Origin of the sequence: Bradyrhizobium sp. AUGA SZCCT0169, from assembly GCF_018130085.1 — a bacterium.
Lineage (GTDB): Bacteria > Pseudomonadota > Alphaproteobacteria > Rhizobiales > Xanthobacteraceae > Bradyrhizobium.
In genome coordinates this window covers 26,480-49,870 of record NZ_JAFCMC010000016.1, presented here as the reverse complement: position 1 = coordinate 49,870, position 23,391 = coordinate 26,480, and the positions used below count along the sequence as shown (strand labels likewise).

Below are 23,391 nucleotides of genomic sequence, written 5' to 3'. Positions count from 1 at the left end.
TCAGGAAATTAAATCCTTGTTAACGGGCGCCGACGATAGGGTTGGCAGCTATCTGGCGGCAGGATACTTGAGAAAACGGAGCCGCATCGTTCTCCATCACACGGCTAGTCCTCACGGTGGCGCAATTCCTCGAAGATCGCGCGGTATTCGGCGACGACTTCCGAGAATGTGCGTTGACTGTTCTTGTCGGCGAACTTCCGGGTCATCGTTGTTACTTCGTCAGGATTCGACAACATCTTCCTGATGCTTTCGGCCAGCGAGTCGGGATCGGGCGCCGTAAGCCATCCGACCGCGCCCCTTGCAACGGCCTCCGGTATGCCTCCGAAGCGGGTGCCGAGGAAGGGTTTGCCGGCGGCCTGGGCATCAGCGACCACGATGGGGCCGGGCTCCTCCCAGATCGGCGGAATGACCACGACGTCGATTTGACGATAGAACGTTTCGGGCGCGACAAATCCCAGGAATTCGATCTGGGCTTCAGGTGCCAGGGCAATCAACCGCTCCTTCATCTCGGCGCTGGCAGAGCCTGCGATCACCAGCTTGACGGAGTTTGGCGGCAACGTGCCGACAGCCCTGACCAGATTGTAAATGCCTTTCTCCTCCGTGAGGCGCCCGATGAAACCCAGCGTCAGGAGGTCGGCCGGGCGTCTGGGCTCGGGCGCGACCGGGGGGAGTGCCGAAGCGTGTCTGATGACCTTGCGCAGCGGGGTGTCTGCGAAGAGGCCCAACTCCGTGTGAATATCCAGAATGCGCTGGCTCACGCCGACGATCGCGCTGAGCTGCCTGGTCGCAGTGCGGCGGCTTACGGTCAGCAACTTGCAGCTGAAACAGGTGTGCGTGCAGGTGCTGCCGTGGGAGAAGCGCGAACATCGCGGGCACGTCAGATAATAATCATGCAAGGTGTGGACGATAGGGACGCCGTGGTCGGATGCGGCTTTCCAGACCGCCGTCGTCAGGCCCGACAAATTATTGGAATGCAGCACGTCAGGCCTGAACGCCTTGATCCGGTCGGCGACCAGTTTTGTCGATCGTCGCCAATCCTCGACCGCGTGCCAGAGTCCCCGCATTGGTGCGCTGTGTTGTTCGGTGAACGGCAGATAGATGTTACTGACCGGCTCGGAATAGATATCGACATCGTCGCATGATTCAGTTTGCTGGTTGGGGGCTGACGCGGCGCGGATCACTTCCACACTGTCTCCGCTGGCGACGAAGCCTTCGACCAGTTTGCGTACGAATATTTCCGCGCCGCCGATGACCTTTGGAGCCAGCGGTGTCGGGTAGAGGGATGTTGTAACAAGGACCCTCATCAAAAATGAGCCGTCCCGGTGAAGGTCGCATAGCGATTGGTTGCAATTGTTCTCATTGGTACAGAACGGTCCCCCTAGCTGTCGGCCGAATACATCTCCAAATATTCGCGGGTAATGGTCTCAGGCGTGAACTTCTCCGCAAAGTCTGGTCGCGGAGGCAGGCTTTTTTTCCATCGAGCGGCCTCGTCGATCCCCTTCAACATTAGTCCGGCCAGCTCGCGGTGATCGCTTGGTTGGTACATACCGATAAGGTTAGAAAACCCCGATATCTCCGGTATCCCACCCGCAGTGGAACAAATTGTGGCGCGGCCGGCGCTAATTCCCTCGATCAGGGTGCGCGGCAGCGGCTCCGGCCAGACCGAGCTGATCAGGCAGACGTCGATACCGGCGTAAAAATCCTGAGATTTGGCAAAGCCCAGCCACTTCACCCGGTCGCTCGGGTGACGGGCTTTGAATTCCCGGACATCGGATTCGAGCCCGCTACCGGCAATCTTGAGCTGCCAACCGGTGTCGGGCAGCAATTCTGTGGCCTTGAGCACGACATCGATGCCTTTTTCGGCTTCAATCCGTCCGATGAATCCAAATGTCAGGTCATCCTCATCGGAGGGGGCCGCCGCAGGGGCAAGTGCGCTGGTGTCGGCAATGTTGAAGATCACGCGTTCGGGAATTCCGGAAAAGTATCCGAGACGTTGATGTCGATCGAGCACGTACTGGCTGTTGGATGCGACGGCATCGACCAATCGCGAGGCCAGCCGGGACGAAGCCGTCATGGCAGCGCATGACGTGCATCGGCGCTCGCAGGTAGCGCCATTCTTGAAAAGCGTCGACCTTTTGCAGAGCAACGAGTAGTCGCGCAACGTATGCACGATCCTGATGTTGCGGCGCCTGGCTTCCGACCAGAGTGCCACTGAAAATCCCGTCAGATTGTTGGTGTGGACGACGTCAGGCTTTTCAATATCCAGGATTTCCGCGAACCGTTTGGCGGCCTTCCGGTTCCAGGTGTCACGCAAGTGCCATTTCAGGCGTTGCAGCCGCGATGGCTTTCGATCCCGGCCGAATGGCCAGTAATCATTGTCGATCTGGAGCCTGTAGACGCGGACACCCTTCATGTCGCTGACCGCGGTACTCCGCGCGTCATGCAGGCTGACGACGGAAACCTGATGGTGGTTGCGGGAAAGGGCTTGCGCGAGCAGGGACACGGAAACTTCAGCGCCCCCGATGATCTCCGGAGGATAAAGCGTATTGACGATAAGTATTCTCAAGGATCGCCTCTGGTTGGAAGCTTGCCGGTGCGAGAGTTCCATTCGCCAAGGGAAATTGAAGGCGAGGGAAGTCGGGCCATCTGCATCGACCGGCAGCGGGTTCCGATGCCCAATGCCGGTGCGGCAATTGGCTTCGGTGCTTGACGACAGAGATAGGCAGTCTCGTCAGCGCCTGCCATGCCTTTTCAGCTGCAAGGCATGTCGGAACAGCGTGCGGTCCTGACGCCCGATGTGTTCCGACTCTTGATCAAGACAAGGGCTCTCGTACACGGCGCCATTGCGAGCAACGACGCGGCCACCGGCAGCCGGACGTTACGTCGGGCACATTCACCCAAGCGCTATCAACTCGCTACGGCGGTCAACTGCCTGAACGCGTTTTTCTTCGCTTGTGCGGTTCGAGTTTGCGCGATGCTCCCTGGTCTATCTCGAGTTCGCAATGGTGGCGCTGATATTTGCTGCATTCGTGGTCGCCGCGTTCAGCGGGTTCATCAGCTTGATGAACTCGGTCGACGGCGACTCCGCAACCGAAATCACGTCGTGATCGCGCATCCGGAATGAATCTGCGTGGAACCAGCCATCGGGCTTGCTCATGTCGAACTTGTAGATGGCAGGCGCCAGCTCGGTCGGGAATTGAGATACGTTAAGTCCGACCCTCTCCAGCAGCGGCTTTGGTTCGAAGCGATAGACGAAGATCGATTTGGCATCGGCGCGGATGCCGTCCAGACCGCCGGCTTTCGCCAGCGCTTCGGCCAACGTCATGCTGTCGTTTTCGAAGGTGAAACGGCGGTTGTTGGTGCCACCGATCGAGCCAGGCGACGGTGTCGAGCCGAAGACCATGAACACCCTCGGAATTCGCGTCAGGAAGACGACGTCGCCGGGAGCGAGCAAGATGTCTTCGCCGGGATGACGGACCACGCTCGACATCGACTCGTTGTAGGTACGGCCAGCTCGTTTGATCGTGATGGTGGATTCGTAAGAGGGATATTTAGGACCGCCTGCACGCGCGATGGCGCCCATCAGTCGAATGCCGCCGGGATCGACGGGAAAGCGCAGCGGCGTGTTGACCTCGCCAAGCACGCTAACCTGGTTGCCGCGCTGCTCTGCAACGCTGACGACGGCCTGTGGGTCGATCGCGCGATCCTTGAGACGTTCGCGGATGATATTGCCTACCGCGCGCGGGGTGAGGCCGGATACCTTGATCGAACCGGCATACGGAATGTTGATGTTGCCGGACTGGTCGACCTGCTGGCGCGGAATGTCGACGAAATTACCCGGCCTCACGCCCGCTTCGCGCGGGATGAACAGACCGCCGGCCTGCGCTTCGTAAACGGTGACGGTGACGATATCGCCGACGCCAATGGTCACATCGCGATAGTTCCCGCCAGGCAATTTGGAAAATACCAATCCCGCCCCGTCGGTGAAGGAATTGGTGGCCTGCAGCACCACCGGATTGATCGGCATCAGGATGTAGGGAAGTGGTGCCGATGGCTGCGTGACGATCGCAGCGTTCGAATGCGTCGCTGATCCATCCGGCGCATCCGTCGGAATAAAGCCCGCGCAGCCGCCAAGGCCGAACGCCAGTGCCGCGAAAAGAGCAGAAGAACAAATCAACCCTCTTGCATTTGCTCTTCTTTCAATCACTGCAGCACCCTCGTGATACGCTTGGTCCAATTTAAAACTCTTCGTCCGGTTTAACCGTAGCAACCATCCGGATCCGAAGTCACTCCCGAGCGACCGCCTTCCGAGGTAAAGCCTCGTCCATGTGACCTTCTTGCAACTTGCATTGAGAGGGTTCTGAGCAAAACCTGGCTAAAGTTTGAGCATGGCGTGTATCGGTCAGTAAGTCTGCCGTTTTCTCGTCACGATCTCGCCTTCATGTCCGGCGGTAAATTAAATACCGTATTATTCGGTACTATTTAATATCAGGGCGACGGCGCGCATACGCCGCGGCGGATGAGTGCGGTGCCGCGGATCGAGGTCGACATGCAGGGTCGAGCGACCGGCCGAACGATCAGCCGAATGATCCGCCGAATGATCCTTGGGACGCCGAGCCCGAGGCGGCGGAACGATCGGGCGCGGAACGCCGTTCGGCGCGCTTGCGGTGCGCCCGCCCGAGGGGCGGATACAGGGCGCCCAGGACAGCCGTCCCGATCGGCTGCAGCGGGCGCACGCAGGATTTGAACGGCTAGGTGGGTTCTTGCTTCGCGGCGATCGATGAGCGAACGCGGTCGCTTAGCCAGTGGCCAAAGAACAAAACCCTGGTGACGATGGAATGGCCGCGTCCACCGGACGATTCAAATTGTATTTGACGCCCGCTCGCGGCATCGGATGGATCCGCAGCGTGAGATTTGGCCGGGTTATCGGTTGAGGCAGGATTTGGCCGGATCGGTCGAAAGTACATTGCCAAGGCGAAAAGGATATTAAACACGAACCAGCCTGCCAAAACGTACAGCAGCGTTTCCAAATGGAAGCCTCCTCAGGGCGTCCGCCACTTATACATGAGTTGGCACGGGGAACTCGCCGCAAATCGATGCCGCAGCGCAACAATATTTCGCGCGCCGCAGCGATCGCCAGTTGTCCAAGATTTGTTAGGGATTTCAGCCGTTAAGCACGAGTCTCTTGGATCGATGTAACTACTTACTAATTCGGGCTCCCTAGCTATACTCCCTTCAAACGAGAAAAGGGGAGGCAGGCGAAATGGATGCCCTACCGATGGCATTGTTGGCGTTCACCGCTGGGTTTTTGACCTGCGCGTTGCTCGTCGCTGTCCTGATACGGTGGTCGTTCTCCGACAGGCGCGAGCGCGGCAACGAGTCCGCCGCCAGCGATGACCAGAAGCCGCGCGGAGTCGACTTTCTGTGGCTGGGCAGGTGAAATTTGACGAGGCCCGGAAGCCAGCCGTTCAACGCGGCGTCCAGGCCTTTGAAAATTAAGGCCCTTGAAAATTAAATTTCTTTGAAAATTAAGTCGGCGCAGCAAGCAGCAAGGCTGCGGCGACGATCAGAAATTGTTCGGCGAATCCGATTGCAGCTCGGCTTGTTGCCGGGATCGGATGTGATCGCCTCGACCGAGGTCGACATAGACCTGGCTCAGGACGCGATGCGTCTTCTCGATGTCATAAAGCTGTCTGAAGCGCTCGTAGCCTCGCTGACCGACCGCAGGCAGATCGAGCTTCAGCGCGCGCCGAAACCCTTCAGCGAGTTGGGCGGCGGAAGTAGGTTCACAAAGCACACCCGTCACGCCATCTTCGACGATTTCCGGCAATGCGCCGATGCGAAAGGCAATGATCGGTTTGGCCGCCCGCATCGCCTCGAGGGCGACGAGGCCGAAGGCCTCCCAGCGTGAGGGGATGACGACGAGATCGGCCTTTTCGAGCTGGGCCTCGATCTGGTGCCGATCCTGCCAGCCCAGCAACGAGACGTTGGAGGGAAGCGCACGCCCCTCATCCTTGTATTTGCCGATCACCGAAGCCCCGACGATCCGGACGTCCACCTGGTCCTCGAGCGCGCGGGCGGCTTCGGTCAGGAGATCGTACCCCTTCTGGCGGTCGAGGCGGCCGATGAACAGAACCTTGGTCTTGTCCGAAGGCCATATCGCCGAGACCGTATCGAGCAGCGGGCGGTGCTTCGAAATACCGTTGTGCACAAGAACCAGGCGATCGGGGTCAATTCCGGCCTGAACCCCCTCTTTGTATTCATCCCTCGAAATGCAGATGATCCGATCCGTGATCTTGGCGAGGATACCTTCCGTGATTTTGGTGACCTGATGGCTCAGCCGGCCCGTCTCGCGAGAAAACGCCCAGCCGTGCGGACAGTAAACGACCCGCGGCCGCTTGCGCCTCAGCAACAGGAACGGGCGGAGAACCAGTCCGGCAAACGAGGAGTGCAGGTGAACGACATCCGGTTGCTGGCGGTGCACCGCGCGCAGGGTCGCGACCAGCATCCGGAACAGGCCCGAAACACCCCGGTCCGAACGGCCGAATTCCGTGATCTCCGCATCTTCGATCCCAACCAAATCGGTCCGATGACCGGATGGAATGACGTAGTGCACGTTGCCGGCGCCGAGGCTGGTGCGCTGATGGGGGTGCAGCTCGTTGAGATAAGTCGCGATGCCGCCCCGGATCGTTTCGGCGACATGCAGAACTCTCATGGTTCTAACCTGACTGCTGGGCACCCTTAATCCTTCATTTTCTTCGCGCTGATACGACAAGGCTGACCCCATTACGCAGCAATAATTGGGCCGCGATGTGGTGGGTTCCTGCCTTTGTTCAGGTTTAATACGTTTATTTAAATTTTAAACTGGTGGTTTTTCGAGAAAACGCAACATGGCGGCAGCGGATTTATCCCAGGAATAGGCTGCCAGGCGTGATTCCTGTTTCTGCCGCTCGGGGCCGGAGATGCCTCCGGCTGCAATTCTTTCGAGCATGCGCTGATGCAGCTGGTCCACGCTGAGCGGGTCGAAATAGGCGGCGGCGTCGCCGCAGGTCTCGCGTACCGCCTCTGCCGTACTCGCTATCACCGGACAGGCGAAGAACATTGCCTCCAGCGGAGGCACACCAAAGCCTTCATAAAGGCTGGGGAAAATAAACGCATTTGCCCGCGAAAACAGCGCCGCGATCTCTTCGTCGCTGAGCCGGCCCGCCATCACAACTCCGGCCCTTGCGGCGGTGGGGCCGTCCGAAAACACCTTGCTGTTGTCGCCGCCGACCACGACGAGCGGAATATCCGCGCGGCCCAGCCGCTCCGACGCCTGGATCGCCAGCGAAACATTCTTGTTTTTCGTCATCGACCCGACGAAGAGAAAGTATCTGTTGGGAACGAGGCCCAACCGGTCGATCACCCCAAAATCCGGCACTGTTGCCGCAAAATGCTCGGCGCTGTTGGAAAACACCGGAATGGCCGGCGGTGCCAGCCGCAGGGCGGCGGCGAGTTCGCGCCGCGAGAACTCGGAAACCGTGGCGATTGTCGCGGTTCGGGCCAGCAGGTGGCCCAGCGTCCGATGCAGCATCAGGTAGCTCCGGCTGAAGAAATCCGGCCGGCGAAACACCTGTGCGTCATGCAGGACGACGAGGTGGTTACGGTGCAGAACCGGCCCGGAGTTGGCGAGGCTGATCAGCCGGCCGCCCGCCGACGCCCGCGCAAGGTCGATCTGATCCCAGGCATGCCCGGTCCGTTGGCCCACCTGTCTGGTCCTGATGACGGCGAGGTCGAGCTCGGCCTTCGCGTTGGGCGGGGCGAGGAGCTGCCATTCCGCCGCGAGCAGGGGCTGCGCGGCTTGCCCGGACGCCAGCAGGCGATCCATGGCCTTAACCATTTCGGCGGCATAGCGCTGAACGCCCGTAAGCGATTGCGACAGGAATCTACCGTTGATGAAAATTTTCAAAGACGATCTTCTTCAGCTTTCACGCACCCAGCGCCCGTTGCTGCCTTGTTAGTGGGCACGAGGGAGTGAGTTCGAATTGTGCCAATTCTGGCAAGGCGAAGTCTGGCAAGGCGAAGTCTGGCATGGCGAACCATCCGTGGGAACCGTTCCGCACGCATGCTGCCTCCGTTAAATCAGCACATGCCGTGCTGGCAAGAGAGGTTCAATCAAAAGCAAACCAAACGAGCATGTCGGCTTCATGAATCTTGCAGCGTGCTAATTGTTTAGGAACGAATTTGGTTTGATGTTGATCGGGCGCGCGCTGTCGGCTGGATTTAATTGAGTGGAGATGGAACTCACCGCGCAACAAAAAGCACACATTCTGCGCGCATGGGACGTGCGCGGGCATGTTTCCTTGTTGGATCAGCGCAGAATGGTGGAGCGGGATTTTCGCAATGGCTGGGTCTGGTCCAATTAAGGCAAGCGCCGTTCTCGTCAACGGCGTGAGGTCGTGCGTTCCGGCAGTCATGACGACGGTGGTTTTCAGCTTCTTCATTAATCTGCTCGCATTCACCAGCCCGCTTTATATGCTGCAGATCTATGACCGGGTGATCGGCAGCCGCAACGAGACCACGCTGCTCGGCATCACGCTGCTGGTAGGTTATCTCCTGATCATCAATGCGCTGCTTGAGATGCTGCGCTCGCGCCTGATGGTTCAGGCCAGCCTCGCCGTCGACAGCAAGCTGGCCGGCTCGGTCTTTGATGCAACGCACTCCGCCGGCCTGCATTTCCCTCGCCTTGCCCAGGGACAAACGCTGCGGGACCTCGATTCTGTTCGCGAGTTCATCGCCGGTCCCGCCCTGATTGCGCTGTGCGACCTGCTGTGGATGCCGATCTTCATCGTGACCTGCTTCTTTCTTCACCCCTGGTTCGGGGCTATCGCGCTGGTCGGTTCAGCTCTCATCTTCCTGTTGACGCTTGCCAGTGAGCTCGCCACCACGGGCCCGATGAGCCAGGCCTCCAAGACGTCGATCGCGGCCAATCAGAAGGCCGTATCTGCCCTGCGCAATGCCGAAGTCATTCACGCCATGGGCATGCTCGATGTCCTGCGCGAGACCTGGATTGCGCAACATGCCCATGTGCTCAATCTTCAGGCAATCGCGGGCACACGGTCGGGGTTGATGGCGGCCGCGTCCAAGTTCGTCCGCATGTTCCTGCAAGCGATGGTGCTTGGCCTTGGCGCCTATCTTGCGATCCACAATCAGATTTCCGCGGGCATGATCATCGCCGCCTCGATCTTTGTCGGGCGGGCCCTTGCTCCGGTCGAAGGCGTCGTCGGAAACTGGAAGGGGCTGACCAACGCGCGCAACAGCTGGAGCAGGCTTGTCAAATTGTTCGCCGTCGCCGGCGAGGAGCCGAAGCGGGTGAGCCTGCCGCGGCCGGTCGGCCATCTGACGCTCGAGGCGGTCACCGCAGGGCCTCCGGAACAGTCCCGCAGCACCTTGCGGAACATCTCGTTCGAAGCACGACCGGGCGAAGTCGTGGGCATTGTCGGCCCGAGCGCCGCCGGAAAATCCAGCCTGGCTCGGGTGATTACGGGCGTGTGGCGACCGTCGTCAGGCAATGTGCGTCTCGACGGCTTCGATTTTTCGCATTGGAATCCGCGCGAACGCGGTCGCTACATCGGTTATCTGCCGCAGGACATTGAGCTGTTTTCCGGAACCGTCGCGCAGAACATCGCGCGGTTTCAGGAGGTCGACAGCGAAGCGGTGATCGAGACCGCCCGACTTTGCGGATGTCACGAGATGATCCAGCTCCTGCCGGACGGCTACAATACCGCGGTCGGCGAGGGGGGCGCCACGCTATCCGGCGGTCAGCGCCAACGCATCGGGCTGGCGCGGGCGTTCTTTGATCGTCCGTCCCTGGTCGTGCTCGACGAACCCAATGCAAGTCTGGACCAGGGTGGCGAGGAAGCGCTGGTCCAGGCCATCAGCCGATTTCGCTCGTTCGGCACCACAGTCGTTCTGATTACCCACAAGATCAGCGTACTGACCGTCGCCGACAAGATTCTCGTGCTGGAGGGCGGCATGGCGCAGGTGTTTGGTCCGCGCCACGACGTGCTCAAGCATTTGATCGCTCCTCCAGTGCCCGTTCGGGCTGCGGCAGGCTGAGGTCAGGCATCATGTTCAAAGTTGGTTTCTCAGTTCCTGCATGGTCTTCAATTCCTGCATGGTTTTCAATTCCTGCGCGCTTCAAGGCAGGTATTCCCCGGCGCGTCCCCGATTCGCAGCCATTCGTCCATGCGCAAGGCAAAACGGCGATCGCCGGATACACGCTGATCATTTTCACTTTCGGAGTGATGGGGGGATGGGCGGCTGTCGCACCGCTCGACCGCGGCGTCGTTGCGCAGGGCGTCGTCATGATCGAGGACAGCCGCAAGGTGGTGCAGCACCTCGAAGGCGGCATGGTGAGCGAGATTTCCGTCAGGGAGGGCCAGTCCGTCGTTGAAGGGCAATTGCTGGTCAACCTGTCACCGCTGCAGGCCAGTTCGGGGCTTGAGACGGTGCGCAGTCAACTCGACGGCGCACTCGCGCTGGAAGCGTCGCTGGTTGCCGAAATCGATCGCCGCGATCGCATCACCTTTCCTCCGGAACTATTGGAGCGGCAGGCCGCTTCACCGGTCCTGGCCAGGATCGTCCAGGACCAGACGCTGCAATTTGAAGAGCGCAAGCGCTCGCGTGCGACCCAGATCACGCTGATCGAATCCAAGATTCAGCAGCTCGGGTGGGAAATGGAAGGCATCGGCGTCGAGAAGTCGTCGACCGAGAAGCAGATCGGTTTCCTCGACGAGGAGTTGACGGGCCTTCGTTCGCTGAAGGAGCGGGGACTGATCCCGATCACGCGCGTGCTTGCCATGGAAAGGGAGCGCACGCGCCTTGAGGGCATCGTCGGCCGTGCCATCGCGGATACGGCGAAAGCGACCAACGGAATCAGCGAAGCGCGCCTGCAGGTGATGCAGCTGGAGCAGAAATTCCAGGAGGAAGTATCGGCCCAGCTGCTGGAAACGCGCCAGAAGATAAACACCGCGAAGGAAAAGCTGATCGTGGCGCGGGACTTGTTCACGCGCCTCGATATTCGCGCGCCGCGGGCAGGCACCGTACAGAATCTGAAGGTGTTCACGGTCGGACAGGTCGTTCGTGCCGGCGAATCGCTGATGGAAATCGTTCCCAGCAACCAAAAGCTCGTCGTTCACGCCCAGCTTCCCGTCAACTCGATCGAACATCTCAGCGTGGGGCAGACCGCCGAAATTCGTTTCCCGGGTCTTCGCGCGCGCGGGATTCAAATGATGACCGGAAAGCTGGCATCCATTTCGCATGACAGACTGGTGGACGATGTTACCAAGCAGCCCTATTTCCTCGGCCTCATCGATCTCTCCGATGCCAAGCTCGATGAACGCTACCGCGACAAGCTGATCGCGGGCATGCAGGCCGACGTCGTGGTCGCGACCGGTGAGCGCACGGCGCTGGAATATATCGTGTCGCCGCTGACGGATGCCCTGCATACGTCTTTCAGGGATTGAACGCGCGAAGGCGATTTAAATACTCTGCACACGAATTTGGCAGATTGCGCTTGAAGCGTGGCGAGTTGCCTTACGCTGGTAATGCGCGGACCGAATGAGGATGACCGTGTCGACTTTAGGACCTGTGATTGTCACTGGGGCCGCCGGATTTATCGGCATGCAGGTGTGCGAACGGCTGCTCGCGCGTGGTGAGCAGGTTGTCGGCATCGACGCGCTCACGCCCTATTACGATCCGGCGCTGAAGCGCGCCCGGCTCAATTACCTGAAGCAGCACACGGGCTTCGCATTTCATGAAACGGATCTTGCGGATTCCAGCGCGACGAAACTTGTTTTCGATGCGGTCAGACCCGATCGCGTCGTGCATCTTGCCGCGCAGCCGGGCGTTCGCGCATCGATCGACGATCCGATCGCCTGCATCCGGGCGAATTGCGACGGGTTCGTCACCGTGCTGGAGAGCAGCCGCCGACATAACGTGAAGCACCTGGTTTTTGCTTCCTCGAGTTCCGTTTACGGCGCCAACCGCACGCTTCCGTACGCGACGGAGCACTCGGTCGATCATCCGGTCAGCCTCTACGCCGCAAGTAAAAAAGCCAACGAGCTGATGGCGCACACCTATGCCCATGTGCACCGGCTTCCGGTCACCGGCCTGCGGTTCTTTACCGTGTATGGCCCGTGGGGAAGGCCGGATATGGCGGCCTATCTCTTCACGCGCGCGATTTTCGAAGGCAAGCCGATCAGGATTTTCAACCACGGCAACATGCGGCGCGACTTCACCTATGTCGACGATATCGCGGAGGGAGTGATCCGCACCCTGGATCGTCCGGCTGCGCCGAATCCGGCCTGGGATGCGGAGCGGCCTGAATCCGCCACAAGTGCGGCTCCGTATCGGGTCTATAACATTGGCAACAACCAGCCGGTAAATTTGCTCGATTTTGTTTCGACGCTCGAACAGATCATTGGAAAGCCGGCGGTTCGGGATCTCCTTCCGATGCAGGCGGGGGACGTGCTCGAGACCTGTGCCGACATATCGGCGCTGCAACGCGATGTCGGCTTCTCGCCGTCGACGCCGTTGGCTGAGGGCCTGCGGCGATTTGTCGAATGGTATCGCGGTTACCATGGCGTGGCGGGCTGACCGGCACGGCCCATCCGGGCGAGAAAAGAAATGGTTACGGCCGGCCTCACCGGCGAACTGCCCGGAGATCTCACGCCCCGCGACTACAATTCGGGCAGATTGTGCCGGACATGATGCTGTTGCATGCCTGCCCGTCGTCTTGAGTAGGTAGGCCGCGGCTCGTGGCACTATTCTTGCGTTTCATTGTCATTCGCATTTCGTGATCGACCGCTAGGTCGTGCGGTGATTGATGGAGATCCTTCGTGCAAGAGACAGGCGTGCGTAACGGTGCCTTTGGCGCCGATAAGTTCGGTTTAAAGAAACTCAAAGAGGTTCGCTGGAACCTCGGAGCGCCGCAGCTCTACCAATATTCGCTGTCGTCAGGCGAAGCCGTGCTCTCCGCCGATGGGTCGCTGTGCGCCGACACCGGCGAATTCACCGGCCGCAGTCCGAAGGACAAGTTCACGGTGCGCGACGCCTCCACCGAGAAGATGTGGTGGGCCGGCAACCAGTCGATCACCTCAGAGCAGTTCGACGCGCTCTATGCCGATTTCCTCACGCACGCCGAAGGCATGACGCTGTTCGCGCAGGATCTCTATGGCGGCGCTGATCCCTCGTTCCAGATCAAGACCCGCGTCTTTACGGAATTGGCCTGGCATTCGCTGTTCATCCGCACGCTGCTGATCCGCCCTGAAGCTGCTGATCTCGCCAGCTTCGTGCCGGAGCTCACCATCATCGATCTGCCGAGCTTCCGCGCCGATCCCAAACGCCACGGCTGCAAGTCCGAGAACGTCGTGGCAATCGACTTCGCCCGCAAGATCGTCCTGATCGGCGGGTCTTATTATGCCGGCGAGATGAAGAAGAGCGTGTTCACGACGCTGAACTATTATCTCCCCGCCAAGGGCGTGCTGCCGATGCACTGCTCGGCCAATGTCGGCCCCGACGGTGACACCGCGATCTTCTTCGGCCTCTCCGGCACCGGCAAGACCACGCTGTCGGCCGATCCCCAGCGCACGCTGATCGGCGACGACGAGCATGGCTGGGGCAAGGACGGCGTCTTCAATTTCGAAGGCGGCTGTTATGCCAAGTGCATCAAGCTGTCGCCGGAAGCCGAGCCGGAGATTTTCGCGGCCTCCAACCGCTTCGGCGCGGTGCTGGAAAACGTCGTGCTCGACGAGCGCACCCGCGTGCCTGACTTCGATGACGGTTCGAAAACCGAAAACACCCGCTCGGCCTATCCGCTCGATTTCATCCCGAACGCCTCGCGCACCGGACGTGCCGGCCAGCCGAAGAACGTGGTGATGCTGGCGGCCGACGCCTTCGGCGTGCTGCCGCCGATCGCCAAACTGACCCCGGCGCAGGCGATGTATCACTTCCTGTCCGGCTACACCGCCAAGGTCGCCGGCACCGAGCGTGGTCTCGGCAGCGAGCCGCAGCCGGAATTCTCGACCTGTTTCGGCTCGCCGTTCCTCCCCCTTGATCCGTCGGTCTACGGCAACATGCTGCGCGAGCTGATCGCCAAGCACAATGTCGATTGCTGGCTGGTCAACACCGGCTGGACCGGCGGCAAATACGGCACCGGAAGCCGGATGCCGATCAAGGTGACGCGGGCGCTATTGACCGCGGCGCTCAACGGCTCGCTGCGCAATGTCGAATTCCGCACCGACAAATATTTCGGTTTTGCGGTGCCGACGGCGCTGCCGAGTGTCCCCAGCGACATCCTCAATCCCGTCAATACCTGGCAGGACAAGGCCGAATTCGACAAGACCGCGCGCGCGCTGGTCGGCATGTTCCAGAAGAATTTTGCGAAATTCGAAGCCCAGGTCGACGCCGACGTCCGCGCTGCTGCACCGGAAGTGAAGCTCGCGGCGGAGTGACCAAGGGCATGACAGTTCCGCGTCGCTGGAAATAATCGGCGCCTGTCTTGGGATAATCCAAACAGGCGCCCCATAAGAAATATCGACACCAAGTGTCCGGGCAAGGCATTTGAAATAACGGCTATTTGAAATAACGGTAAAACCGAATCGAAATGCGCTATTTGCCGCGGCCGATTTTGCCCTTCAGCAGCATGACCGCCCATTGTCCGGCGCCAATCCCGCCGATGCCGCCCGCCGCCTTCACGGCTGCATCAAGCAGACGGCCGTGGCGGTCCGGCGTCAGCAGTTGCATGGTCTCCAACGCCACTGCGCCTCCGACAACGATCGCGACAACAAAAACCACGCGGTCAGGGTAAGCGAATCCAAGCGCAAGGCCCAGCAAGGCGAAGGCGACGAAATGCTCAATCAGACCTTCGGCAAGCACGGGGCGGGCGTCGATCGGCGACAGCGTCGCGTAGGCGATGAATGCCAGCGCCAGCCAGCCTACAATCATGCAAAATTTTTGAATGGTCGAGATAATCTGATCCCGTCAATAATTGTTGAGAAAACCCTGGGCGTGGAGATCATCCAGCCCGTCCACGCGCCGGCTGCGCGCGCGTCCTGCAATAATCAGGCGGAACTTACCCCCCAGCGGCGCGGAAGCAAGTCAATTGTCCGGAACTTGAAGTCTAAAACTTGCTCTTGTTGATCCGAAACCGCGCATTTGCCAGAGTCGCGTTTCTATCGGATGGGAGTGACGGCGATGCCCTTGTGGACTTGCGAGCAATGTGGTGCCCAGTTTCCGGACAGCGTGGCGCCGCCGGCAGCGTGCCCGATTTGTGAGGACGAACGGCAGTACGTGAACTGGAAAGGCCAGCAATGGTTTTCGCGCGAAGCATTGGCGGAGCGCCATAAGCTCGTCTGGCGCGATGACCTCGGCATATCAGGGATCGCTCTCGATCCGGGCTTCGCGATCGGGCAGCGCGCGCTGCTCGTTCCCGAGGCCGACGGTTGCGTGATGTGGGATTGCGTGCCTCTGGCCACATCGGAGGCGGTAGACCATGTCCGCTCGCTCGGCGGCCTGAAGGCGATTGCGGTTTCGCACCCGCATTATTACGGCGCGGTCGCCGACTGGAGCGAGGCCTTTGGCGGCGTGCCGATCTATCTGCATGGCGACGATCGGCAATGGGTCACGCGGCCGCATGCCGCGATCGTGCCGTGGACCGGCGACAGCCGCCAGATTTCCGATGACATTGTTCTCATCCGCACCGGCGGTCATTTCGCCGGCGGCACGATCCTGCATTGGCGTGCGGGCGGCGAGGGGCGAGGCGCGCTGCTCACCGGTGATGTTGCCATGGTGGCGATGGACCGCCGCTCGCTGAGCTTCATGTACAGCTTCCCGAACTACATCCCCTTGAACGCGAAATCGGTTCAAGGCATTGCGCGCGCGGTCGCGCCGTTGGCGTTCGACCGCATCTATGGCGCGTGGTGGGGCAAGAACATCGAGGCGGGCGCAAAGGCCGCATTCGATGCTTCGGTCCGGCGCTATCTGGCCGCGATTGCGGATTAGGGTCGGCCGAGGGCAGGAACCAGCCAGGCCGTCGAACCTTGCCACTCCAGATAGTATCGCTATATCAGGGGCTTTCCCACCCACGCTTGATCTCGTGAGCCCCTGATGACCACCACGACTGCCCCCGAATCCCAGCCGTTCCAGGCCGAGGTCGCCGAACTCCTGCATCTGATGGTGCACTCGGTTTATTCGGAAACCGATATCTTCCTGCGCGAACTGATTTCGAACGCGTCCGACGCCTGCGACAAGCTGCGCTATGAGGCGATCGCGGCACCCGAGCTGATCACCGATGGCGCGCCGCCCGCGATCCGCATCGTGCCGAACAAGGCGGCGAACACGCTTGCCGTGGTCGACAGCGGCATCGGCATGGACCGGCAGGAATTGATCGACAATCTCGGCACCATCGCGCGTTCCGGCACCAAGTCGTTTTTGTCGCGCCTGACCGAGGCCAAGGATGGCGCCAATCTGATCGGCCAGTTCGGCGTCGGCTTCTATGCCGCCTTCATGGTCGCCGAGCGCATCGTCGTCACCAGCCGCCGCGCCGGTTCGGATCAGGTCTGGACCTGGTCGTCGTCGGGCGGCAGCGGATTTGAGATCGCGCCCGCGAGTGAGGAAGATGCCGCGCGTATCACGCAGGGCACCGAGATCGTGCTGCATCTGAAAGAGAGCGCGCAGAAATATCTCGAGACCTACGAGATCGAGCGCATCGTCCGCGCCTATTCCGACAACATCCAGTTTCCGATTGAGCTGGTGCCGGAGGAGGGTGAGCCGCGCCAGATCAATTCGGCCAGCGCGCTGTGGCAGCGGCCGAAATCGGAATTGACGCCTGACGATTACAAGGGCGCCTATCAGTCGATCGCCGGCGCCTTCGACGAGCCCGCGATGATCTTGCATTACCGCGCCGAGGGCCGCCAGTCCTATGCGGTGCTGCTGTTCGCGCCATCGACAAAACCGTTCGACCTGTTCGACCAGGCACGCAAGGGCAAGGTGAAGCTCTATGTCCGCCGGGTTTTCATTGCCGACGATGCCGATTTGTTGCCGGCTTATTTGCGCTTTATCCGCGGCGTGATCGACAGCGAGGACCTGCCGCTCAATATTTCCCGCGAGATGCTGCAGAACAATCCGCAGCTCGCGCAGATCCGCAAGGCCGTCACCGGCCGCGTGATCACGGAATTGGAAAGCCTCGGCGACAAGGAGCCGGAGGCGTTCGCGAAAATCTGGGATTCGTTCGGGCCGGTGATCAAGGAAGGCATCTGGGAAGATTTCGAGCGGCGCGAGAAACTGCTGGGCTTGTCGCGCTTCACCACAACATCGGGCGAGAAGCGTTCGCTGAAGCAGTATGTCGAAAACCTCAAGCCGAACCAGACCGAGGTCTATTACCTCACCGGCGACAGCATCGAGCGGCTAAAGTCGAACCCGAAGCTCGAATCCGCAACGGCCCGTGGCATCGAGGTGCTGCTGCTGACCGATCCGGTCGATGCGTTCTGGACCTCGGCGCCGCTCGATTTCGGCGGCAAGCCGCTGAAATCGCTGAGCCAGGGCGATATCGATTTCGGTCTGATCCCGCTGCTGGACGACAAAGCGGACGACAAGAAGGAAGAGAGCACCACGGACGAGGCCGCGACCATCGCCGTCATCAAGGATACGCTCGGGGAACGCGTCTCCGACGTGCGGGCGTCGCAGCGGCTGACGTCGAGCGCGTCCTGTCTGGTGGCCGGCGGCGACGGCCGCGACCGCCAGCTCGAGCGCTTGCTGGCGATGCAGAACCAGGGTCCGCTGACAAAACCGATCCTCGAGATCAATCTGCGCCATCCTTTGGTGGCGGCGATTGCCGGGGCCAAGGACGCAGCCGCGGACCTGTCGTTCCTGCTGCTGGAGCAGGCGCAGATCCTCGATGGCGAGTTGCCGGAAGACCCGGCGGCGTTTGCGAGCAGGCTCAACCAATTGGTGCTGCGGGGTGTCAAACTGTAGCAGGGGCGAACCCGAATATAGGTTAGGCCGTATCTGTTAGACAGCTTCGGAAAACGGGGTGCATCGCAATGACCACGCCCGACGGCACCGACATCTTCTACGGCGGCATTCCGGTCTTTCGCGGCTTCACCAGCCTGATGGATCCGGCGCTGTATTCGCCGTTGCCGGATGATTGGACCGTCGGCGTCGCCGATATCGTGGAATCGACCAAGGCGATCGCCAACCAGCGCTACAAGGCGGTCAACATGGCGGGAGCCGCTGTGATCGCCGCCGTGACCAATGCGCTGGATGGACGCGAATTTCCGTTTGTGTTCGGCGGCGATGGCGCGAGCTTTGCCGTGGCGCCCGCCGATCTCGGCCGCGCGCGCGAGGCGCTGGCGGCGACTGCGACCTGGGTCAGCGAAGGCCTTGATCTTTCGATGCGGGTGGCGCTGGTGCCGGTGACAGCAATCCGCGCGCAGGGCCTCGACATCAGAGTCGCGCGCTTCGGGCCGTCGCCCAATTTGTCCCTCGCGATGTTTTCCGGCGGCGGTCTCGGCTGGGCGGACGCGGCGATGAAGCGCGGCGAATTCGCGGTCCCCGCGGCGCCGGCGGGCGAGCAGCCGGATTTGTCCGGCCTGTCATGCCGGTTCGAGGAAATTCCCTCCACCCGCGGTCTCATTCTTTCGGTGCTGGTGGTTCCGGCAAAGGGCGCCGATCCGCGCGCATTCCGCAAAGCGATCGAAGACATCATCGATCTCGTCGAACGCAGCCCTGATGCCGGGCGGCCGGTGCCTTCAGGCGGACCCGATATCCGCTTTCCTCCGGCGGGCATCGAATACGAGGCGCGTGCCGCGCGCGGCGGGTCGTTGTTGCGGCGGCGCAGTTCCGCGTTGGCCATCGCACTGTGGGCCTATGTCGTGTTGCGCTTCGGCATCAAGGTCGGCAATTTCGTGCCGAAGACCTACATGCAGCAGGTGGTGGAGAATTCCGACTTCCGCAAATACGACGATGGATTGCGGATGATCCTCGATTGCACGCCGGAGCTCGAGCAGGCGCTGGCGCAACGGCTGGCAAAGGCGGCCTCAAATGGTGTCGTGCGATATGGCTTGCACCGCCAGGACGCGGCGATGATGACCTGCTTCACACCGTCGGTGATGCGCAGCGACCACGTTCACTTCATCGATGGTGCACGCGGCGGCTATGCCTCGGCGGCGACCGCCTTGAAGGCGATGGCGGCGTAAGCTGCTCGCCGCCACACAACGGGGCTGGATGCTCATTTGCCCCAGCGCGTGAAGCGAATGAACAGCACCGTGGAGAGGCCGTGTACGACCATCGCGGCGCCGACGAGCGCGAACAAGGTCCAGGCCGGTGCGCCCGATGACGCCAGCCACCAGCCGCCGAGGCCGACCAGCAGTAGCCGGATGGTGCCGGCCATGACCGGGCCGCCGACCTTTGCCGCGCCCTGCGAGGCGAAGTAGAGGGCGAGGCCGGTGCCGAAGAAGCCGAAGGCCGGACCGGCCCAGGCAAAGTAGGAAGAGGCGGCAGCCGTCACCCCGGGGTCGCTGGTGAACAGCGAGATCCAGAGCGTCGGCTTAATCGCGACGACCAGGCCGATCAGGCCGACGGTCAGGCCTGCCGCGGCGGCCGCGGTCCAAGCCACCCGGCGCGCCCGCGCCACGAGGCCAGCGCCAACGGCCATGCCGACCATCGGCACCGAGGCGATGCCGAACGCAAATGCAATCGGGACCAGCAGGAATTCCAGCCGCGAACCCATGCCGTAACCGGCCAGCGTCTCCGTGCCGAGGCCCGCCACGATTTTGGTGAAGATCAGGATGGTCAGGACGGTCTGCAGCGGCGCCAGGCAGGAGATCGCGCCGACCTTGAGGATGTCGATGAACATGTCGCGCTCGAACCGGAAGGCTGTGAAATTCAGCTTCAGCCGGCTGCGGCCGCTGGCGAGGTACCACGCCAGGAATATCGCCCCGAGTGTGAAGGCGGTGAGCTGGCCTGCGGCAACCCCGGGCATGCCAAGCTTCGGCAGGCCGAACAATCCAAGACCGAGGCCGCCACCGACCACGACCTGAACGAAGGCGACGACGATCAGCACCGCCGAGGGAATGCGCATATCACCGGTGCCGCGCACCACCGAGGCCAGCGTGTTGACGAGCCAGATCGAAACCGCGCCGGAGAACAGCACGTGCGAATATTGCATGGCCTGCTCGAGCACGCCGCCGCGGCCGCCAAGCAGCGAGTAGAATTGCCGGCCGAACGCCAGCATCATCACGGTGAAGATCAGCCCGGCGCAGGTGCCGATCATGGCCGCATGCAGCGCCAGCGTCGCGGCGCGCTCGCGGTTGCCGGCGCCGAGCGCGCGGCTGATGGCGGAGGACACGCCACCGCCCATCGCGCCCGCCGACATCATCTGCGTCAGCATCACGAACGGAAACACCAGCGCGATCCCGGCCAGCGGCTCGGTGCCGAGCCGGCCGATATAGGAGGTCTCGGCGACCGCCACCAGCGCGGTGCCGACCATCGCGATCGCATTGGGGAGCGCGAGTTTTAGCAGCGTCGGCAGGATCGGCGAGGTCAAGAGGTTGTTGACCGGCGCAGCCGGGATGGCCGCGGGGCGCAAATCAAGCGGGGCGTCGATCGTCATGCGTCACCGGTTTGTCGGCCAGAAGGCAATATATTATGGCCAACATATTATCGGCACGCGCGACCGCAAGCCACCCCATCGCCGCGCAGGGGTCACCATGGCAGGCCGCATAGGTCGATGATGCCGTCGCGCGGGGCGCGGGTGAAGTCGAACACGAACGGCGCCATCGCCTCGAAACGAATGCGTCCCTCCGGCTGCTCGGCATAGATCTCGCCAGTGAATTTATGCCAGCCGCGGGCCTCGTAGAAGGCGAAATTATGCGGCTCACAGAACAACAGCGCAAACTTGATCGCTTCGTGGTCGCGCATGGTCTGGACCGCGGCGCCGAGCGCGAGGCCGGCAAGCCCGCGCCCCCGGAAATCCTCGCGGGTCGCAACCCCGCCGATACCGCCGATATCGACCTTGCGCCCGTTCCAGGTCACGGTGCGGAAATAGATGCCGACATGGCAGACAAGGCCGGGTTTTGACGATTCCTCTGGCGCTTCGATCAGCACGCGCAAATCGGCGTGGGCCCATTTGACGTGGCCCCAGGACAGTTTCTCGACCACACGTGTCGGCCAGACCGCATTCATCAGCGGTTCGACCCGCGGCCATGACGCGTCCCCGTTCAGGATATCGATCTCGATACTCATCTTTCACCCCGCAATGGCCGTATGTCCCGTCATACGCTGGACGCGGAGCATCGTTACCGAAGAAGCCGCCCCGCTTTGTCAAATTGCGGTGTTTAAGCACGATGGAACCTTCTATAAGGGTTCCCGTTACACCACGTCTCCCATCATTTTCGGACATCACCCCATGACCTTCACGCTACCCGATCTTCCCTATGCCCATGACGCCCTTGCCCCCTATATGTCCAAGGAAACGCTGGAATTCCACCACGACAAGCATCACCAGGCTTACGTGACCAACGGAAACAACGCGATCAAGGGGACCGAATTCGAAGGCAAGTCCCTCGAGGAGATCGTCAAGGCCTCGTTCGGCAAGAACCCGGCCGTGTTCAACAACGCCGGCCAGCACTACAACCATCTGCATTTCTGGAACTGGATGAAACCGAATGGCGGCGGCAGCAAGCTGCCCGGCCGTTTGGAAAAGAAGATCACCGAGGATCTCGGCGGGCTCGACAAGTTCAAGACCGACTTCGCCGCCGCCGGCGTCGGCCAGTTCGGCTCCGGCTGGTGCTGGTTGTCGGTCAAGAACGGCAAGCTCGAAATCTCCAAGACCGCGAACGGCGAAAGCCCGCTGGTTCATGGCGCAACCCCGATCCTCGGCTGCGACGTCTGGGAGCACTCCTACTACATCGACTATCGCAACCGCCGCCCGGACTATTTGAAGGCGTTCGTCGATAATCTCGTGAACTGGGAATATGTCGACCAGCTGTTCGGCAAGGCTTGATCTGTTTGTCATTCCGGGCGATGCGAAGCATCGAACCCGGAATCTCGAGATTCCCCCGATGCGCAATTGCGCATCTGAGGTTCGCGCTATCGCGCGCCCCGGAATGACGTAGAATAAATTTCAGGGGCGGCAGTGCAAAACTGCCGCCCTTATCTTTTGCCTCCCATGCCATGCTTGCAGGCGTCGCGGGCTTGCGGCACAAGCGCTGTGGCCGGGTGATTTCGCGATGTGGAAAATGCTGCGATGAGCTATTTGCTGGTCTTCGTCGGTGGCGGCCTTGGCGCGTCGCTGCGCCATTTCATCAACCTCACCTGTGCGCGCTGCATCGGTACCGGATTTCCCTGGGGCACCTTCATCATCAACATCTCAGGATCGACCGTGATGGGGCTGATCGCCGGCTATCTCGTCCTCAAGGGCGAGACCTCGCAGCCGTGGCGGCTGTTCCTGATGACGGGCATACTCGGGGGCTACACGACGTTTTCCGCGTTCTCGCTCGATACCGCCGTGCTCTATGAGCGGGGTGAGCTTGGCCTGGCGGCGGCTTACATTATCGGCTCGGTCGTGCTGTCGATTGCCGGCCTGTTTGCCGGCCTCGCGCTGGTGCGCCACCTGACCTGAAAGGCCCGTGACAGCCTTGCATGGCCATGCCTGAGCCGCGCATGGATGTTTCAGTTGTTCCGTTTGCGTGAGGACCCGGCCGGGACTAAGCAGGGTTGGACTTTTCACCTGCCGATTCATTGCATTGTCAGAACCTCCTTTGAAACAGCCGGCGCCGGCCGACGATAGCCCGGAGGCCGAAGCGGTCCCGCGACGCAAGCGCAAGCCGGTCGGCTGGTCGATGATCTTCATCGCCGTGCTGGTCGCGGTCAGCGCCACGCTGGTCTATCGCCGCGACGGTATCGACGGCGTGCTCAAGATTCTCACCGATGATCTCTGGCTGTTCGGCGAGATCCTGCCGCGCGTATTGGCCGGCTGCCTGCTCGGCGCGCTCATTACGGAAATCCTGCCGCACGAGAAAGTGTCGCGATCGCTCGGGCCGAACTCCGGCCTGAAGGGATTGCTGATCGGAACGGCATTCGGCGCCATCCTGCCGGGCGGGCCGTTCACGGCCTATCCGGTGGCCGCTGCATTGCTCACCGTCGGCGCGGATTTCGGCGCCACCATCGCGATGGTGGTGAGCTGGACGCTGATCGGTTACGGCCGCGCGGTCGCCTGGGAACTGCCGATCCTCGGCACCGATTTCACGCTGTGGCGGATCGTGATCTCGCTGCCGATCCCGATCCTCGCAGGCGCGCTCGGGCGCTTCGTCTATGTGCGGATGTATCCCAAGGGTGAGCCAACATGAA

At 61.3% G+C, this 23,391-nt stretch carries 20 protein-coding genes; 10 read left to right on the top strand and 10 right to left on the bottom strand.

All coding sequences use genetic code 11. The annotated features are described in order from the left end of the window. Nucleotides 1-104: 104 nt before the first annotated feature. From JQ609_RS19390 to JQ609_RS19360, 7 genes are all read right to left on the bottom strand, one after another. Nucleotides 105-1,304, bottom strand: a complete 1,200-nt coding sequence (locus JQ609_RS19390) for a glycosyltransferase family 4 protein (RefSeq protein ID WP_212213667.1) — start codon at nt 1,302-1,304, stop codon at nt 105-107. 74 nt (nt 1,305-1,378) lie between these two features. Next, entirely contained in the window at nt 1,379-2,608 is a 1,230-nt protein-coding gene (locus JQ609_RS19385) for a glycosyltransferase family 4 protein (RefSeq protein WP_249128188.1), read from the bottom strand. Between the two features lie 378 nt (nt 2,609-2,986). Beyond that, nucleotides 2,987-4,177, bottom strand: a complete 1,191-nt coding sequence (locus JQ609_RS19380; protein ID WP_249119125.1) for a polysaccharide biosynthesis/export family protein — start codon at nt 4,175-4,177, stop codon at nt 2,987-2,989. Nucleotides 4,178-4,751: 574 nt separating this feature from the next. Beyond that, nucleotides 4,752-5,030 carry a hypothetical protein gene (locus tag JQ609_RS19375; protein WP_212213661.1) on the bottom strand — a complete coding sequence of 93 codons (279 nt, stop codon included), beginning with the start codon at nt 5,028-5,030 and terminating at the stop codon, nt 4,752-4,754. 536 nt (nt 5,031-5,566) lie between these two features. After that, nucleotides 5,567-6,715 carry a glycosyltransferase family 4 protein gene (locus JQ609_RS19370; RefSeq protein ID WP_212213658.1) on the bottom strand — a complete coding sequence of 383 codons (1,149 nt, stop codon included), beginning with the start codon at nt 6,713-6,715 and terminating at the stop codon, nt 5,567-5,569. Between the two features lie 144 nt (nt 6,716-6,859). Further along, nucleotides 6,860-7,948, bottom strand: coding sequence for a glycosyltransferase family 1 protein (locus JQ609_RS19365; protein WP_212274565.1), 1,089 nt, complete (start codon nt 7,946-7,948; stop codon nt 6,860-6,862). A 202-nt stretch (nt 7,949-8,150) separates the two neighbouring features. Then, nucleotides 8,151-8,483 carry a hypothetical protein gene (locus JQ609_RS19360; protein WP_212213776.1) on the bottom strand — a complete coding sequence of 111 codons (333 nt, stop codon included), beginning with the start codon at nt 8,481-8,483 and terminating at the stop codon, nt 8,151-8,153. Between JQ609_RS19360 and JQ609_RS19355 the strand changes: the two genes are divergently transcribed. The 4 genes from JQ609_RS19355 to JQ609_RS19340 all read left to right on the top strand — a co-directional run bounded on the left by JQ609_RS19355 (nt 8,455) and on the right by JQ609_RS19340 (nt 14,495). Further along, complete coding sequence (locus JQ609_RS19355; protein WP_249128186.1) at nt 8,455-10,098, top strand: type I secretion system permease/ATPase; 1,644 nt, start codon at nt 8,455-8,457, stop codon at nt 10,096-10,098. The genes JQ609_RS19360 and JQ609_RS19355 overlap by 29 nt on opposite strands. Before the next feature lie 11 nt (nt 10,099-10,109). Beyond that, nucleotides 10,110-11,507, top strand: a complete 1,398-nt coding sequence (locus JQ609_RS19350; protein WP_212274563.1) for an HlyD family type I secretion periplasmic adaptor subunit — start codon at nt 10,110-10,112, stop codon at nt 11,505-11,507. A gap of 100 nt (nt 11,508-11,607) precedes the next feature. After that, nucleotides 11,608-12,639, top strand: coding sequence for an NAD-dependent epimerase (locus JQ609_RS19345; RefSeq protein WP_212274562.1), 1,032 nt, complete (start codon nt 11,608-11,610; stop codon nt 12,637-12,639). A 242-nt stretch (nt 12,640-12,881) separates the two neighbouring features. Beyond that, nucleotides 12,882-14,495 carry a phosphoenolpyruvate carboxykinase gene (locus tag JQ609_RS19340; RefSeq protein ID WP_212274561.1) on the top strand — a complete coding sequence of 538 codons (1,614 nt, stop codon included), beginning with the start codon at nt 12,882-12,884 and terminating at the stop codon, nt 14,493-14,495. Between the two features lie 157 nt (nt 14,496-14,652). Here JQ609_RS19340 and JQ609_RS19335 read toward each other — a convergent pair whose 3' ends face one another. Then, nucleotides 14,653-14,988, bottom strand: a complete 336-nt coding sequence (locus tag JQ609_RS19335) for a VanZ family protein (RefSeq protein WP_212211549.1) — start codon at nt 14,986-14,988, stop codon at nt 14,653-14,655. Between the two features lie 249 nt (nt 14,989-15,237). Between JQ609_RS19335 and JQ609_RS19330 the strand changes: the two genes are divergently transcribed. From JQ609_RS19330 to JQ609_RS19320, 3 genes are all read left to right on the top strand, one after another. Continuing rightward, nucleotides 15,238-16,044: an MBL fold metallo-hydrolase gene (locus tag JQ609_RS19330; RefSeq protein WP_212274560.1), complete on the top strand. Its 807-nt coding sequence runs from the start codon at nt 15,238-15,240 to the stop codon at nt 16,042-16,044. Between the two features lie 102 nt (nt 16,045-16,146). Further along, nucleotides 16,147-18,015 carry a molecular chaperone HtpG gene (htpG, locus tag JQ609_RS19325; protein WP_212274613.1) on the top strand — a complete coding sequence of 623 codons (1,869 nt, stop codon included), beginning with the start codon at nt 16,147-16,149 and terminating at the stop codon, nt 18,013-18,015. Nucleotides 18,016-18,083: 68 nt separating this feature from the next. Beyond that, nucleotides 18,084-19,238, top strand: a complete 1,155-nt coding sequence (locus JQ609_RS19320; protein WP_212274559.1) for a DUF3095 domain-containing protein — start codon at nt 18,084-18,086, stop codon at nt 19,236-19,238. A gap of 32 nt (nt 19,239-19,270) precedes the next feature. Here JQ609_RS19320 and JQ609_RS19315 read toward each other — a convergent pair whose 3' ends face one another. Next, the gene (locus tag JQ609_RS19315) at nt 19,271-20,653 is read right to left on the bottom strand and encodes an MATE family efflux transporter (RefSeq protein ID WP_212274558.1); all 1,383 of its coding nucleotides are present in this window, start codon (nt 20,651-20,653) and stop codon (nt 19,271-19,273) included. A gap of 92 nt (nt 20,654-20,745) precedes the next feature. Next, a complete protein-coding gene (locus JQ609_RS19310; protein WP_212274557.1) occupies nt 20,746-21,285 on the bottom strand; it encodes a GNAT family N-acetyltransferase in 540 nt (179 codons plus the stop codon). Between the two features lie 163 nt (nt 21,286-21,448). On the opposite strand from JQ609_RS19310, the gene JQ609_RS19305 reads away from it, so the two are divergent. The 3 genes from JQ609_RS19305 (at nt 21,449) to JQ609_RS19295 (ending at nt 23,390) form a co-directional block, all read left to right on the top strand. Beyond that, on the top strand, nt 21,449-22,045 hold the full coding sequence (locus JQ609_RS19305; protein WP_212211539.1) for a superoxide dismutase: 597 nt from the start codon (nt 21,449-21,451) through the stop codon (nt 22,043-22,045). 243 nt (nt 22,046-22,288) lie between these two features. Continuing rightward, nucleotides 22,289-22,663: a fluoride efflux transporter CrcB gene (gene crcB, locus JQ609_RS19300; protein ID WP_212211537.1), complete on the top strand. Its 375-nt coding sequence runs from the start codon at nt 22,289-22,291 to the stop codon at nt 22,661-22,663. Nucleotides 22,664-22,787: 124 nt separating this feature from the next. Next, on the top strand, nt 22,788-23,390 hold the full coding sequence (locus JQ609_RS19295) for a permease (RefSeq protein WP_212211529.1): 603 nt from the start codon (nt 22,788-22,790) through the stop codon (nt 23,388-23,390). Nucleotide 23,391: the final 1 nt, after the last annotated feature.

Bases quoted from the DNA above. Each gene is read 5' to 3' on its own strand.
- JQ609_RS19390 (WP_212213667.1), bottom strand. From the start codon at position 1,304: ATGAGGGTCCTTGTTACAACATCCCTCTACCCGACACCGCTGGCTCCA.
- JQ609_RS19385 (WP_249128188.1), bottom strand. From the start codon at position 2,608: ATGGAACTCTCGCACCGGCAAGCTTCCAACCAGAGGCGATCCTTGAGA.
- JQ609_RS19370 (WP_212213658.1), bottom strand. From the start codon at position 6,715: ATGAGAGTTCTGCATGTCGCCGAAACGATCCGGGGCGGCATCGCGACT.
- JQ609_RS19355 (WP_249128186.1), top strand. From the start codon at position 8,455: ATGACGACGGTGGTTTTCAGCTTCTTCATTAATCTGCTCGCATTCACC.
- JQ609_RS19360 (WP_212213776.1), bottom strand. From the start codon at position 8,483: ATGAAGAAGCTGAAAACCACCGTCGTCATGACTGCCGGAACGCACGAC.
- JQ609_RS19350 (WP_212274563.1), top strand. From the start codon at position 10,110: ATGTTCAAAGTTGGTTTCTCAGTTCCTGCATGGTCTTCAATTCCTGCA.
- JQ609_RS19345 (WP_212274562.1), top strand. From the start codon at position 11,608: ATGACCGTGTCGACTTTAGGACCTGTGATTGTCACTGGGGCCGCCGGA.
- JQ609_RS19335 (WP_212211549.1), bottom strand. From the start codon at position 14,988: ATGATTGTAGGCTGGCTGGCGCTGGCATTCATCGCCTACGCGACGCTG.
- JQ609_RS19330 (WP_212274560.1), top strand. From the start codon at position 15,238: ATGCCCTTGTGGACTTGCGAGCAATGTGGTGCCCAGTTTCCGGACAGC.
- JQ609_RS19320 (WP_212274559.1), top strand. From the start codon at position 18,084: ATGACCACGCCCGACGGCACCGACATCTTCTACGGCGGCATTCCGGTC.
- JQ609_RS19315 (WP_212274558.1), bottom strand. From the start codon at position 20,653: ATGACGATCGACGCCCCGCTTGATTTGCGCCCCGCGGCCATCCCGGCT.
- JQ609_RS19310 (WP_212274557.1), bottom strand. From the start codon at position 21,285: ATGAGTATCGAGATCGATATCCTGAACGGGGACGCGTCATGGCCGCGG.
- JQ609_RS19305 (WP_212211539.1), top strand. From the start codon at position 21,449: ATGACCTTCACGCTACCCGATCTTCCCTATGCCCATGACGCCCTTGCC.
- crcB (WP_212211537.1), top strand. From the start codon at position 22,289: ATGAGCTATTTGCTGGTCTTCGTCGGTGGCGGCCTTGGCGCGTCGCTG.